The sequence below is a fragment of the Xanthomonas bonasiae genome, assembly GCF_017163705.1.
In the GTDB taxonomy this organism is placed as follows: Bacteria; Pseudomonadota; Gammaproteobacteria; order Xanthomonadales; family Xanthomonadaceae; genus Xanthomonas_A; species Xanthomonas_A bonasiae.
Genome location: NZ_JAFIWB010000033.1, coordinates 31,108 through 45,669 on the forward strand (window position 1 = coordinate 31,108; position 14,562 = coordinate 45,669).

Below are 14,562 nucleotides of genomic sequence, written 5' to 3' on the forward strand. Positions count from 1 at the left end.
GCGCAGGCGCCCCGCCGCCTGCTTCGCAATCCCGAATCCCGAATCACACCAGCCCGGCAAAGGCTTCCGCCACTCCCTGTACCCGCCCGCAATCGTGCGCGTCGTAGCCGGGCAGCAGGCCGAGTTCGTGCTGGAACGTGTCGCTGCGCAGCAGGTCCACGATCGGCGCCAGGCGGCCGCTGTCCAGCGCCTCGCGGCGGCACAGCAGGAAATAGCGCTCGCTGGCGAGCGGGATGAAGTCCAGGCCGTAGCGCCGCGCCGGCGGTTCCAGGCCGAAGCCGGCATCGGCCAGGCCGCTGGCGACGTAGGCGGCGACCGCGGCATGGGTCAGTTCCTCCATGTCGGCGCCATGCAGGGCGCTCAGCGGCAGGCCCTGTTGCGCCAGCAGGCATTCCAGCAGCAGGCGCGTGCCCGAGCCGGGTTGGCGATGGATGAAACGCACGTCGGCGCGCAACAGGTCGGGCAGGGCATGGATACGCTTGGGATTGCCGGGCGCCAGCACCAGGCCCTGGGTGCGCGTGGCCAGGTGCAGCACGCAATCGCCGTGCGGATCGAGCCGGTCGCGGTAGTGCGCGAGCAGTTCGTTCTCCAGTTCGCCGATCGGCAGGTGCAGGCTGGCCAGGTCGCAGGCGTCGTTGCGCAGCGCGGCCAGGGCATCGTCCGGGCTGCGGTATTTCAGTTCCAGCGGCGCGCCGGCCAGGACCATGCAGCGGCGCAGCGTCTCCACCCCGAAGCCATGCGAGGCGTGCAGGCGCAGCGGCGCCGCTTCCTGCCGGAACACGCGCTCCAGTTCGGTCTCCAGCTCGCTGGCCAGGCTCTGCAGGGTCGGCGCCAGGCGTGCGGCGATGCGCTGCTCGGCCCACACCAGGCGCTCGCCGATCGGCGCCAGGCTGGCGCCGCGGCCGCGGGTGGCGCGCAGCAGCGGCTGTCCGAACAGGCGCCGCGCCTCGCGCAGCGTGCCCCAGGCATAGCGGTAGGACAGCCCGGTCTGGCGGCAGGCCGCGGCCAGCGAGCCGGTGTCGCGGATCGCCAGCAGCAGTTCCGCCAGCCGCGGCGGCAGGCGCTGCCCATCCTCGGTGTGCAGTTCCCATTGCGGCTGGATGGTCACCTTGTACACGCGGGTTGCGGCTCGCAATAGGCTTTCTACAGCCGATTATTAGACCATCCGACGCTCGGCGCCATCGTGCTTTCGTACTACGCTCGCCGCGCGCCTTGCGCCGGCCGTGCCGCCGAAGAGGCCATGTCCGATCGCCGATATGCGCTCCATCACATAAGACGCCGCTGCACCGGAGGGGAATCGAATGAGCGACTCGAGGAGCGCGGCCGGCGCCGCGCACACGGCCCATACCGGCCTGCTGGCGAAGGAACGCATCGTCGCCGGGCCGGGCTTCAACCGCTGGCTGGTGCCGCCGGCCGCGCTGGCGATTCATCTGTGCATCGGCATGGCCTACGGCTTCAGCGTGTTCTGGTTGCCGTTGTCCAAGGCGCTGGGGATCACCGAAGCGGTGGCGTGCCCGGCGGACATGGGCTTCCTGGCGCGGATCGTGTCGGCCAGCTGCGACTGGAAGATCAGCGAGCTGCAGTGGATGTACACGCTGTTCTTCGTGCTGCTGGGCTGTTCGGCGGCGCTGTGGGGCGGGTGGCTGGAACGCGCCGGGCCGCGCAAGGCCGGCGTGGTCTCGGCGCTGTGCTGGTGCGGCGGGTTGGTGATCTCGGCGCTGGGCATCCACCTGCACCAGATCTGGCTGCTGTGGCTGGGCTCGGGCGTGATCGGCGGCATCGGCCTGGGGCTGGGTTACATCTCGCCGGTGTCGACCCTGATCAAGTGGTTCCCGGACCGCCGCGGCATGGCCACCGGCATGGCGATCATGGGCTTCGGCGGCGGTGCGATGATCGGCAGCCCGCTGGCCGATGCGCTGATGCGCCACTTCGCCGGCCCCGACTCGGTCGGGGTGAAGGAGACCTTCCTGGTCATGGCGGCGCTGTATTTCGTGTTCATGATGGCCGGTGCGTTCGGCTACCGGGTGCCGCCGAGCGGTTGGACGCCGGCCGGCTGGACCGCGCCGGCGGCCAGCGCCAACGCGATGATCACCGCCCACCACGTGCACGTGAAGAAGGTCTGGGGCATCCCGCAGTTCTGGCTGCTGTGGGGCGTGCTGTGCCTGAACGTGTCGGCCGGCATCGGCGTGATCGGCATGGCCTCGCCGATGCTGCAGGAAGTGTTCGGCGGACGCCTGATCGGCGTGGACGCCGGCTTCGGCAGCCTGGACACCGCGCAGCTGGCGGCCATCGCCGCGATCGCCGCCGGCTTCACCGGCCTGCTCAGCCTGTTCAACATCGGCGGGCGCTTCTTCTGGGCCAGCATGTCCGACAAGCTCGGCCGCAAGCACACCTACAGCGTGTTCTTCGTGCTCGGCATCGCCCTGTACGCGGCGGCGCCGTGGGCCGGCAAGGTCGGCGGCAGCGCGCTGTTCGTCGGCATCTTCTGCGTGATCCTGTCGATGTACGGCGGCGGCTTCGCCACCATCCCGGCCTACCTGGCCGACCTGTTCGGCACCCAGATGGTCGGCGCGATCCATGGCCGCCTGCTGACCGCCTGGGCCACCGCCGGCATCCTCGGCCCGGTGGTGGTGGGCTACATGCGCGAATACCAGCTGGGCCTGGGCGTGCCGCCGTCACAGGTGTACAACACCACCATGTACATCCTGGCCGGGATGCTGGTGCTGGGCCTGATCTGCAACCTGCTGGTGCGGCCGGTGGCCGCCAGGCACTTCATGACCGCGCAGGAACTGGCTGCGGAGAAGCAGCTGGCGCACGAGAAGGTCGGCAGCAACGGCGGCGCGGCGCTGGATGCGGCGCAGCTGGCGCAGGTCGGCCACGGCGGCAATCCGCTGCTGGTGGCGCTGGCCTGGCTGGCGGTCGGGGTGCCGATGCTGTGGGGCATCTGGGTCACCTTGCAGAAGGCGTTCGTGCTGTTCCACTGAATTTGCGGAAGGGAGGCGTCACCATGTACTCGCGTGCGTCTTCCCGGCCCGGCGCCGTCGCGCGCGGCGTGCGCCGCCATCGCGACGGGCGCACCGCGCTCACCCAGGACCTGGTGGCGGCCGAGGTGCCGGTGGCGTTCGCCTACAACGGCGAGCCGTTCGTGGTGATGATGGCCACTCCGGAAGACCTGCACGACTTCGCGCTGGGCTTTTCGCTCAGCGAGGGCATCGTCGAGGATCCGGCGCAGTTGCGGATCGCCAGCGTGGATACCTTCCTGGAAGGGGTTTCGCTGCAACTGCAGATCCCGCCCGCACATGCCGCGGCCCTGCAGTCGCGGCGCCGCAACCTGCAGGGCCGCAGCGGCTGCGGGGTGTGCGGCAGCGAATCGATCGAGGCGGTGCTGCGCGCGCCGCGGCCGTTGCCGGCCGGCGTCGCGATCGCGCCGGCGGCGCTGGCGCGGGCCTTGCGCGAGCTGCGCCAGCAGCAACCGCTCAACGCGATCACCGGCGCCACCCACGCCGCCGGATGGGCCGACGCCGACGGATGCGTGCAGCTGGCGCGCGAGGACGTGGGCCGGCACAACGCGCTGGACAAGCTGATCGGCGCGCTGGCCAGCGCCGGCCTGGACCCGGCCAGCGGTTTCGCCGTGGTCACCAGCCGCGCCAGCTACGAGATGGCGATGAAGGCCGCCCAGGCCGGCATCCCGCTGCTGGCCGCCATTTCCGCACCCACCGCGCTGGCGATCGCGCTGGCCGACAGCGCCGGCCTGACCCTGATCGGTTTCGCCCGCGACCACGATTACGTCGTCTACAGCCATCCGCAGCGCCTGCACCAGGCCGAGCACGCCGGAGAGCCCGCATGAGCAAGAAAACCATCCAACCCTATACGCAGCCGGCCGGCGGCTGGGGCGCGTTGCGCGCCGTCGCCACCCACCTGCTGCAGCAGGACGTGGCGGTGCAGGGAGCCAAGACCCTGTTGCATGCCAACCAGCCCGACGGCTTCGACTGCCCCGGCTGCGCCTGGCCCGACCGCGACCACACCTCGACCTTCGAGTTCTGCGAGAACGGCGCCAAGGCGGTGGCCGCCGAAGCCACCGCGCGCCGCGCCACGCCGGAACTGTTCGCGCAGCACAGCGTCGCGCAGCTGGCCAAGTACAGCGACTACTGGCTGGAAGGGCAGGGCCGGCTGACCCATCCGCTGCGCTACGACAGCGCCAGCGACCACTACGTGCCGGTGGGCTGGGACGAGGCGTTCGCGCTGATCGCCACGCACCTCAACGCCCTGGCCTCGCCGGACGAGGCGATCTTCTACACCTCCGGGCGCACCAGCAACGAGGCCGCGTTCCTGTACCAGCTGTTCGTGCGCGAGTTCGGCACCAACAACTTCCCCGACTGTTCGAACATGTGCCACGAGCCGTCGGGCACCGCGCTCAAGTCGCAGATCGGGGTCGGCAAGGGCACCGTGTCGCTGCACGACTTCGAGCTGGCCGACGCGATCTTCATCTTCGGCCAGAATCCCGGCACCAACCACCCGCGCATGCTCGGCGAGCTGCGCCAGGCGGCCAAGCGCGGCGCGGCGATCGTGTCGTTCAATCCGCTGCGCGAGCGCGGCCTGGAGAAGTTCGCCGATCCGCAGGACAAGCTGCAGATGCTGCACAACGGTTCGACGCGGATTTCGTCGGATTATTTCCAGCTGAAGATCGGCGGCGACCTGGCCGCGGTCAAGGGCATCATCAAGCACGTGCTCGAGCGCGATGCCGAGGCCGCGCGCGCGGCGCAACCGCGCCTGCTGGATCTGCAGTTCATCACCCAGCACACCGCCAACTTCGACGCCTTCGCCGCGGACGTGATCGCCGAACCGTGGGCGACCATCGTCGAGGAGTCCGGGCTGAGCGAGGCCGAGCTGCGCCGCGCCGGCGAGATCTACCTGAAATCCGAACGGCTGATCGCCTGCTGGGGCATGGGCATCACCCAGCACAAGCATTCGGTGGCCACGATCCACATGATCGCCAACCTGCTGCTGCTGCGCGGCCATCTGGGCCGCCCCGGCGCCGGCGCCTGCCCGGTGCGCGGCCACAGCAACGTGCAGGGCGATCGCACGATGATGATCTACGAAAAGCCGCCGGCCGCGTTCCTGGACCGGCTGCAGGCGGTGTTCGGGTTCGATCCGCCGCGCGCATCCGGTTTCGACACCGTTGGCGCGATCGAGGCCATGCTGGACGGCCGCGCCAGGACCTTCTTCGGCATGGGCGGCAACTTCGCCACCGCCACCCCCGACACCGACGCCACGCATCGCGCGCTGCGCCGCTGCGACCTCACCGTGCACGTGACCACCAAGCTCAACCGCAGCCACCTGGTGCACGGCCGCGACGCGCTGATCCTGCCGTGCCTGGGGCGCACCGAGATCGACATCCAGGAGGGCGGTCCGCAGAGCGTCAGCGTCGAGGATTCGATGAGCATGGTGCACCTGTCGGCCGGCATCAATCCGCCGGCGTCGCCGGAGCTGCTGTCGGAGCCGGCGATCGTCGCGCGCCTGGCCGAGGCCACGCTCGGCACGCGCAGCGCGATCCGCTGGCGCTGGCTGGTCGCCGACTACGACCGCATCCGCGACCTGATCGCGCAGGTGTTCGAGGATTTCGCCGACTTCAATACGCGGGTGCGGGTGCCCGGCGGTTTCCGCCTGTCCAACACCGCACGCGACCGCGTGTGGGAGACGCCGGAAGGGCGCGCAGTGTTCAAGGCGCACGCGGTGCCCACCGACAACCCGATCCACCGCGCGCGCCGCCAGCGTCCCGAGCAACCGGTGTTCACCCTGGCCACCACGCGCTCGCACGACCAGTACAACACCACCATCTACGGCCTGGACGACCGCTACCGCGGCGTGTTCGGCGAGCGCCGGGTGCTGTTCATCAACGCCGCCGACATCGCCGACCTGGGACTGCAGGCCGGCGCCTGGGTGGACCTGGAAAGCCTCGTCGAGGATGGCGTGCAGCGCCGGGCCAAGCGCTTCCTGCTGGTCGAGTACAACATCCCGCGCGGCTGCCTGGCCGCGTACTACCCGGAAACCAACGGCCTGGTGCCGTTGTCCAGCTTCGCCGACGAGGCGCGCACGCCGACCTCCAAGTCGATCCCGGTGGTGGTGACGCCGCACCTGGCCGAGGCCGCCGACGCGGCACCGCGCGACATCGGCGTGGCGCTTGTCCGCTGATCCGGCGCTGACCCGGGCGCTGTTCGAGGCATTGGCGCCGGAGCCGGAGGGGATCGCCCTGGCGCGGCTGTGCAAGCGCCTCGGCGTGCGCATGAGCGTGCTGCTGCGGACCCTGGCCTGGCTGGGCGAGGCCACCCTCGACGGGCACGCGGGGCCGGGCTGGATCCGGGTGGAGACGCGCGGCGAGCGCGAGGTGGCGGTGCTGACCGCCGCCGGTCGCGCGCAACTGCCGCGCTGAGCGCGAAGCGGCATGGCGCTGCGGCGCCGCGGCCGATCTGCCAGAATCGGGCGGTTTCCCGTCGATGCCGCTTCCATGACCGCTGCCGCGCTTCCCGCTTCGCCCGTCAATTCGCCGCGCCGCGTGCTGTTGGCCAGCCTGGTCGGCACCACCATCGAGTTCTTCGATTTCTACATCTACGCCACCGCCGCGGTGCTGGTGTTCCCGAAGCTGTTCTTCCCCGAGGGCGACGCCGACGCGGCGCGGCTGCAGTCGCTGGCCACGTTCGCGGTGGCGTTCGTGGCGCGGCCGGTCGGCTCGGCGCTGTTCGGCCATTTCGGCGACCGCATCGGGCGCAAGGCGACGCTGGTCGCGGCGCTGCTGACCATGGGCCTGTCCACGGTGGTGATCGGGCTGTTGCCCAGCTACGCCAGCATCGGCATGTGGGCGCCGGCGCTGCTGGCGCTGTGCCGCTTCGGCCAGGGCCTGGGCCTGGGCGGCGAATGGGGCGGGGCGGTGTTGCTGGCCACCGAGAACGCGCCGCCGGGCAAGCGCGCCTGGTACGGCATGTTCCCGCAGCTGGGCGCGCCGCTGGGCTTCCTGCTGTCCTCCGGGATCTTCCTGCTGCTGGATGCGGTGCTGGACGATGCGCAGTTCATGGGCTGGGGCTGGCGCATCCCGTTCGTGGCCAGCGCGCTGCTGGTGGTGACCGGGCTGTGGGTGCGCCTGCGCATCCACGAAACCCCGGATTTCCAGAAGGCGCTGGAACGCAAGGAGCGGGTGGCGTTGCCGATGTGGACGGTGCTGTCGCGGCATGCCGGCGCGCTGCTGCTCGGCACCTTCGGCGTGTTCGCGACCTTCATGCTGTTCTACCTGATGACGGTGTTCGCGCTGGGCTACGGCACCGCGGTGCTCGGCTACGGCCGCGAGCAGTTCCTGCTGTTGCAGATGGTCGGCATCCTGTTCTTCGCCGCCGGCATTCCGCTGTCGGCGCACTACGGCGACCGCTACGGCACGCACCGCGCGATGATCGCGGCCGGGCTCGTCATCGTCCTGTTCGGGCTCGGCTTCGCGCCGCTGTTCAGCGCTGCGCATCCGTGGCAGCTGCTGGCGTTCCTGTCGCTGGGGTCGTTGTTCATGGGCCTGACCTACGGGCCCTGCGGCACCTTGCTGGCCGAGCTGTATCCGGTGCCGGTGCGTTACACCGGCGCCTCGATGTCGTTCAACCTGGCCGGCATCATCGGTGCGGCGCCGGCGCCGTACGTGGCCAGCTGGCTGGCCAAGCACTACGGCCTGCCATGGGTCGGCTACTACCTCAGTGCCGGCGCGGCGCTGAGCCTGTTGGCGCTGCTGGTGATCGGCGCCAGGCGCCGCTGAGGCCGCACGCGCGCGCTCAGGCGGCGTGCTCGACCCGGTTGCGGCCGCCGGCCTTGGCCAGGTACAGGTGCTTGTCGGCCTCGGCCAAGAGCGGATGCAGCGCATCGCGGCGCTCGTCGCTGGTGCATACGCCGATGCTGATGGTGATGCGCAGGGCCTGCCCGCCCACCTGCACCTGCAGCGTATCGATGCGCTGGCGCAGGGTCTCGAAATAGGCGCCGGCCGCGGCCGCGTCCAGGCCCGGCACCAGCATGCAGAATTCCTCGCCGCCGAAGCGCGCCACCAGATCCTGCGGGCGCGCATGCGCGGCCACCGTCGCCGCCACCGCGCGCAGCGCGTCGTCGCCGGCCTCGTGGCCCCAGCTGTCGTTGATGTGCTTGAAGTGGTCGATGTCGAGCATCGCCACGCTGACCGTGTCGCTGCGCGCCAGCCATTGCGGCAGCAGGCGCTGGCTCTGTTCCAGGAAATGCCGGCGGTTGGGCAGGCCGGTGAGGAAGTCGCGCGTGGCCAGGTCCTGCAGCGTGCCGATCAGTTCCAGCTGGTCCACGTTCTGCGACACGCGGCAGAAGAACTCTTCGCGCGAGAAGGGCTTGCGCAGGAAATCGTTGGCGCCGTTCTTGAGGAAGCGCGGCACCAGCGACGGGTCGCTGTTGCCGGACAGGCCGATCACCGCCAGCTTGTCGCGGGCGCGGATCGCGCGCAGCCGGCGGGTGAATTCCACCCCTTCCATGCCCGGCATTTCCTGGTCCACCACCGCCAGGCGGATCGCCGGATTGGCCTCCACCGCCTTCAGCCCGGCGGCGCCATCGGCGGCTTCCACCACCTGGTAGCCGTACATCGCCAGCAGCCTCGCGGCGTAGGCGCGGGCCGAGCGCGAATCGTCCACCACCAGCGCGGCGATGCTGCGGTTGCGCGCCAGCCGCTGCACCAGCCAGGCCAGGTAGTCGATGCTGCCGGGCGCGTTCTTCAGCACGAAGTCGATGATCTGCTGGGTCAGCACGCGCTTGCGCAGGCTCTCGTCGTAGACCCCGCTGACCACCACCGTGGGCAGGCCGCGGGCGACGAAGAAATCCACCACCGTGTCGCGGTCGCCGTCGGCCAGCACCAGTCCGGTCAGGGCCAGGAACCAGGAGCCGCCGTCGTCCAGCGCGTGCGCCGCTTCGGCCAGGGTCGAGACCACGGTGACCGGCAGTTCCACCCGCTGCTCGATCGCTTCGCGCAGCAGGCCGGTGAACGTGCGCGAATTCTCCACCAGCAGGATGCGCTGCTGGACGGCCGCGCTTTCGCTGGCGATCGGGTAGGCCGGCAACGGTTGCAGCATGCGAGCCGCGCAAGGCGCCCTTGGGGAGTAGACCTCAGTTAGCGGCCGTGCCGCAGGCAACTTTAGGCCGTCCGGCGGCGCGGACATGCCGCCGCCGCGGCGCGCTCACCACAGCGCGTCGCGCAGCTTGTACCAGGACATCGCCGCCACCAGCAGCGGCGTGCGCAACGCACGGCCGCCGGGGAACGGCGCGTGCGGAATCCTGGCGAACAGGTCCAGGCGCTGCGACTGCCCGGCGATGGCCGCGGCGATGGCGTCGCCGGCCAGGCCGGTGGCGGCCACGCCATGGCCGGAAAAGCCCTGCGCGAAGTACACGTTCGGGGTCAGCCGGCCCCAGTGCGGGGCGCGGTTGCGGGTGATGTCGACATAGCCGCCCCACACGTAGTCCAGCGCGACCTCGCGCAGCTGCGGGAACACCCGGCGCATGCGCCGGGTCATGACCCCGCGCAGGCCCGGTGGCGGCAGCGAGGAATAGCTGGCGCGGCCGCCGAACAGCAGGCGGTGGTCGCGGCTGAGGCGGAAATAGTCCAGCGCCCAGTTCACGTCGGCCACCGCCATGTCGTTGCCGATCAGTTCGCGCGCCAGCGCCGCGCCCAGCGGCGCGCTGGCGCCGATGTAGGTGCCGACCGGCATGATCCGCGATTCCAGTTCCGGCGCGATGCCGCGCAGCCAGGCGTTGCCGGCCAGTACCGCGAAATCGGCCTGCACCTCGCCGTGCGCGCTGCGCAGGACCGGCTGCGCGCCGCGCACCAGCGCGGTCACCGGCGAGTGCTCGTAGATGCGCACGCCGGCGGCCAGCGCCGCGCGCGCCAGCCCGTGCGCGTATTCGAGCGGGTGCAGGTGGCCGCTGGCCGGGTCGTACATCGCGCCCAGGTAGCGCTCGCTGCGCAGGTGTGCGCGCAACTGGTCGCGGTCCCACCACTGCAGCGGATAGTCGTAGCGCTGCGCCATCTCGACGATGCCTGCCTGCAACGCGCGCACCTGGCGCGGCTTGATCGCCACGTGCGCATGGCCGTCGCGCCAGTCGCAGGCGATGGCGTGGCGCTGGATGCGGTCGCGCAGCAGCTGCATGCCGTCGCGCGAGAAATCGAACAGCAGCCGCGCCTCGGCGCTGCCGAGCAGCGTTTCCAGCGTGTGCTGCTCGCAGCCGTAGCCGACGATGGCCTGGCCGCCGTTGCGCCCGGACGCGCCCCAGCCCACACGCTGCGCTTCCACGATCGCGACCTGATAACCGGCCTCGGCCAGCGCCAGCGCCGCGCTCAACCCGGTATAGCCGGCGCCGAGAATGCACACGTCGGCCCGCACCTGGCCGCGCAGCGGCGGCTGCGGCGGCAGTGGCGTGGCGCTGTCGGTGTACCAGGAAGAGCCGGGAATCGGGAGTCGGGAATCGGGAAGCGTGGAAGAGCGGGTCATGGTGGCGAGTTGCTGGGAAGGGGGATCATGGGGGGCAGCCTCCGGATGCTTGGCGTTTGCTTTTTCGATTCCCCATTCCCGATTCCCCATTCCCGGCTTTTCACACCGTACGCAAATACCACCGGTAATCCAGATCGCTCACCTGCGCATGGAAATCCAGCATCTCGCGGCGTTTCTGCTGGCCGTAGACGTGACGGAAGCGGGCGCCGAACCGCTCGGCGACGAAGTCGCTGGCGAGGAATCCGGCGATCGCGCCGCGCCAGTCCGGATGGCGGATCTCGGTCTGTGCGTAGGCGTTGCCCTGTACCGGCGGACCCGGGTCGAAGCCATGCTGCAGGCCGTGCTCGATGCCGGCCAGCACCGCCGCGGCGACCAGGTATGGATTGGCGTCGGCGCCGGCGATGCGGTGCTCGATGCGGGTATTGGCCGGATCGCTGTACGGCACCCGCATCGCCACGGTGCGGTTGTTGAAGCCCCAGCTGTCGTTGAGCGGCACGAACGCATTGGGCACGAAGCGGCGGTAGCTGTTGGCGTGCGGGGCGAACAGCAGCAGGCAGTCGTCGGCGCTGCGCTGCAGGCCGCCGATGGCATGGCGCAATGCGTCGGCCGGCGCCTGCGGCGTGCCGGCGAAGACGTTGTCGCCGGCGTCGTCGAGCAGGCTCACGTGCAGGTGCAGGCCGCTGCCGGACTGCGCGGCGAACGGCTTGGCCATGAAGCTGGCGAGCAGGCCCTGCTGCTGCGCGATCGCCTTGATCGCGCGCTTGAGCATCAGCGCGTCGTCGCAGGCGGCCAGCGCGTCGCCGCGGTGCTTGAGGTTGATCTCGAACTGGCCGGGCGCGTACTCGGCGACCGCGGTATCGGCGGGGATGCCCTGCGCGCGGCAGGCCTGCGCGACCGCGTCGGTGAAGCCGCGCTGGTCGTCCAGCTCCTGCATGTAGTAGACCTGGGTGCTGTCGTTGCGCAGCCCGGTGTGCGCCTGCAGCGGCGGTTGCGGCCGGCCGTCGGCGTCGGCGCGCGGATCGAACAGGTAGAACTCCAGCTCCACCGCGATCACCGGGGTCAGCCCGCGCGCGCGCAGCCGCGCCAGCACCCGCGCCAGCACTTCGCGCGGGGCGATGTCCAGCGGGTCGCCGGCGCCGTCGCGCATCGCCAGCAGCAGCTGCGCCGAGGGCACCGGGGCCCACGGCACCGGCTGCAGCGTGCCGGGGACCGGGAAGCACAGCCGGTCCTCGTCGCCGATGTCGTAGCCCAGGCCGGTTTCCTCGACCGTATTGCCGGTGATGTCGGTGGCGATCAGCGACATCGGCAGGCATACGCCGTCGCGATAGACCTTTTCCAGCGCGTCGCGGGCGATGCGCTTGCCGCGCAGCAGGCCATTGCTGTCCGGCAGCAGCAGGTCGATCTGTTCGCAGCCGGGGACGCGTTGCAGGGCCTGGGCGGCGTCCGGGGGCAGGGGCGGAGCGTCGTGGGTGCGGGTCATGGTGGCGGCCTGCGGGAGTGCGACGAGCTTAGCAGAGCCGGGTTCGCGTCAAGAATACTCAACAGGCCGATGCGCCGGCAGCGTGGACGCGACGGGCGCCGCGTCTGCGCGCCCGCCGTCCCGATCCTGTAACAAAGCGCGCTGCGCCGGATACGGGCAGTGGCCGTGCGTCCGTGCTGGCTGCCGTGCGCCGCCGTGGCGTGTTGTAAAAATAAAACGCCCGGGGTAACTTGCGACGACGCCACACGAGTTCTTCGCATGGCTGTATCGCCCCTGGTCGGCCTGTCGACCGATCGCAAGCTCATCGGCCAGCATCCGTTCCTGGTCGCTGGAGAAAAGTATCTGCGTGCCGCGGTCGATGGCGCCGGCGTGACGCCGGTGCTGCTGCCGTCGCTGCAGCCGCCGGTCGCACCGCGCGACTGGCTGGCGCGGCTGGACGGCCTGTTGCTGACCGGCGCGGTCAGCAACATCGAACCGCATCACTACGGCGACGAACCCAGCTGGCTCGGCAATCCGCACGATCCGGCGCGCGACGCCAACACGCTGGACCTGATCCCGCAGGCGATCGCGCTCGGCCTGCCGATCCTGGCGATCTGCCGCGGCTTCCAGGAAGTCAACGTGGCCTTGGGCGGCAGCCTGCACCAGAAAGTACATGCGGTGCCCGGCCTGTCCGACCATCGCGAGGACACCCAGGCCGCGCTGGACCTGCAGTACGCGCCGGTGCACGAGGTGACCCTGAGCGAAGGCGGCTGGCTGGCGGACATCGCCGGCAGGGAGCGGGTGCGGGTCAATTCGCTGCACGGGCAGGGCGTGGCGCGGCTCGGCGGCGACCTGATCGTGGAGGCGCGCGCGCCGGACGGATTGATCGAGGCGTTCCGCGGTATCGGTCCCGGCTTCCTGCTGGGCGTACAGTGGCATCCGGAATGGCGCGTCCTCGACGACCCGTTCTACCTGGGCATCTTCCAATCCTTCGGCGATGCCTGTCGCCACTACGCGGCTCGCCGCACGCACTGAATCGAATTCCCCCATGGCCAGCCGACCGCGCTCCCGCAAGAACACCCCCGAACAGCAGGAAAGCTCGCTGCGCCGTTGGCTGAAGGATCGCCACATCACCGAAGTCGAGTGCCTGGTGCCGGACATCACCGGCAACGCGCGCGGCAAGATCATTCCCGCGGCCAAGTTCTCCCACGACTACGGCACGCGCCTGCCCGAGGGCATCTTCGCCACCACCGTCACCGGCGAGTATCCCGACGACTACTACGACCTGACCTCGCCGTCGGACTCGGACATGCAGCTGCGCCCGGACCCGGATACGGTGCGGATGGTGCCGTGGGCCACCGACCCGACCGCGCAGGTGATCCACGACTGCTACACCAAGGACGGCCAGCCGCACGACCTGGCGCCGCGCAACGTGCTGCGCGGCGTGTTGCAGGCGTATGCGGCGATCGGCTTCAAGCCGGTGGTGGCGCCGGAGCTGGAGTTCTTCCTGGTGCAGAAGAACACCGATCCGGACTTTCCGCTGCTGCCGCCGGCCGGCCGCTCGGGGCGGCCGGAGACGGCGCGGCAGTCGTACTCGATCGACGCGGTCAACGAGTTCGACCCCATCCTGGACCTGATGTACGACTACTGCGACGCGATGGAACTGGACGTGGACACCTTGATCCACGAATCCGGCGCGGCGCAGCTGGAGGTCAACTTCACCCATTCCGATGCGCTGTCGCGCGCCGACCAGGTGTTCCTGTTCAAGCGCACGATGCGCGAGGCGGCGATGCGCCACGGCGTCTACGCCACGTTCCTGGCCAAGCCGATGGAGAACGAGCCAGGCAGCGCGATGCACATCCACCAGAGCCTGGTCGACAAGCACGGCAAGAACGTGTTCAGCGGGCGCCGCGCCGGCGAGTACAGCCGCACCTTCGCGCATTATCTGGCCGGCCTGCAGAAGTACGTGCCGATGGCGATGGCGGTGCTGGCGCCGAACGTCAATTCCTACCGCCGGCTGATGTTCGGCGAGGTGTCGCCGAGCAACGTGCTGTGGGGTTTCGACAACCGCACCTGCGGGCTGCGGGTGCCGATCGACACGATCGAGAACATGCGGGTGGAGAGCCGTTTCGCCGGCTCCGACGCCAATCCGTACCTGGCGATGGCGGCGACGCTGGCCTGCGGGTTGCTGGGCATTCGCGAGAAGCTGGAGCCGACCGAGCCGATCAGCGGCAACGGCAAGGAGATGGGCTATCAGTTGCCGCGTTCGCTGGGCGAGGCGCTGGACGAGCTGGAGCGGTGTACGCCGCTGCAGGAGATGCTGGGGCCGCGTTTCGTGCGCGCCTACATTTCGGTCAAGCGCAAGGAATACGAGACGTTCTTCCGGGTGATCAGTTCGTGGGAGCGGGAGTTCCTGTTGTTGAACGTGTGAGTCAGCCCTTGTTTGCGATGGCGGATCGAGAAGGCTGCAGTCGCCAGCTGTTGCTGTTGCTTTGCGTTTGATCTGCCGGGCCCCCTCAGCGCGGCAGACCCGGCGGGCGAATACCCGAAGGGCGGCGCGCAGGATGCGCGACGTTTTTCGTT

The 14,562-nt window shown here is 70.1% G+C and carries 11 protein-coding genes; 7 read left to right on the forward strand and 4 right to left on the reverse strand.

From position 1 onward, the window contains the following. Positions 1-43 precede the first annotated feature (43 nt). Positions 44-1,117 (reverse strand): substrate-binding domain-containing protein, encoded by a 1,074-nt coding sequence (locus JR064_RS20655; protein ID WP_206230977.1) that lies wholly within the window; start codon positions 1,115-1,117, stop codon positions 44-46. Between the two features lie 184 nt (positions 1,118-1,301). Here JR064_RS20655 and JR064_RS20660 point away from each other — a divergent pair, with 184 nt between their 5' ends. The 5 genes from JR064_RS20660 (at position 1,302) to JR064_RS20680 (ending at position 7,786) form a co-directional block, all read left to right on the forward strand. After that, positions 1,302-2,984 carry an OFA family MFS transporter gene (locus JR064_RS20660; RefSeq protein ID WP_206230978.1) on the forward strand — a complete coding sequence of 561 codons (1,683 nt, stop codon included), beginning with the start codon at positions 1,302-1,304 and terminating at the stop codon, positions 2,982-2,984. A 23-nt stretch (positions 2,985-3,007) separates the two neighbouring features. Next, a complete protein-coding gene (fdhD, locus tag JR064_RS20665; RefSeq protein ID WP_179565713.1) occupies positions 3,008-3,847 on the forward strand; it encodes a formate dehydrogenase accessory sulfurtransferase FdhD in 840 nt (279 codons plus the stop codon). Beyond that, on the forward strand, positions 3,844-6,192 hold the full coding sequence (locus JR064_RS20670; RefSeq protein ID WP_206230979.1) for an FdhF/YdeP family oxidoreductase: 2,349 nt from the start codon (positions 3,844-3,846) through the stop codon (positions 6,190-6,192). The genes fdhD and JR064_RS20670 overlap by 4 nt, the downstream gene beginning before the upstream one ends. Next, a complete protein-coding gene (locus tag JR064_RS20675) occupies positions 6,182-6,430 on the forward strand; it encodes a hypothetical protein (RefSeq protein WP_206230980.1) in 249 nt (82 codons plus the stop codon). The genes JR064_RS20670 and JR064_RS20675 overlap by 11 nt, the downstream gene beginning before the upstream one ends. Positions 6,431-6,505: 75 nt before the next feature. After that, on the forward strand, positions 6,506-7,786 hold the full coding sequence (locus tag JR064_RS20680) for an MFS transporter (protein WP_179565707.1): 1,281 nt from the start codon (positions 6,506-6,508) through the stop codon (positions 7,784-7,786). A 16-nt stretch (positions 7,787-7,802) separates the two neighbouring features. Here JR064_RS20680 and JR064_RS20685 read toward each other — a convergent pair whose 3' ends face one another. The 3 genes from JR064_RS20685 to JR064_RS20695 form a co-directional block, all read right to left on the reverse strand. After that, positions 7,803-9,107: a diguanylate cyclase gene (locus tag JR064_RS20685; protein ID WP_206230981.1), complete on the reverse strand. Its 1,305-nt coding sequence runs from the start codon at positions 9,105-9,107 to the stop codon at positions 7,803-7,805. A gap of 105 nt (positions 9,108-9,212) precedes the next feature. Further along, positions 9,213-10,520, reverse strand: coding sequence for an NAD(P)/FAD-dependent oxidoreductase (locus JR064_RS20690; protein WP_206230982.1), 1,308 nt, complete (start codon positions 10,518-10,520; stop codon positions 9,213-9,215). A 100-nt stretch (positions 10,521-10,620) separates the two neighbouring features. After that, positions 10,621-12,000, reverse strand: coding sequence for a glutamine synthetase family protein (locus tag JR064_RS20695; protein WP_206230983.1), 1,380 nt, complete (start codon positions 11,998-12,000; stop codon positions 10,621-10,623). A gap of 258 nt (positions 12,001-12,258) precedes the next feature. On the opposite strand from JR064_RS20695, the gene JR064_RS20700 reads away from it, so the two are divergent. Beyond that, complete coding sequence (locus JR064_RS20700) at positions 12,259-13,014, forward strand: gamma-glutamyl-gamma-aminobutyrate hydrolase family protein (RefSeq protein WP_179565701.1); 756 nt, start codon at positions 12,259-12,261, stop codon at positions 13,012-13,014. 13 nt (positions 13,015-13,027) lie between these two features. Next, positions 13,028-14,410 (forward strand): glutamine synthetase family protein, encoded by a 1,383-nt coding sequence (locus JR064_RS20705; RefSeq protein ID WP_191825549.1) that lies wholly within the window; start codon positions 13,028-13,030, stop codon positions 14,408-14,410. Positions 14,411-14,562: the final 152 nt, after the last annotated feature.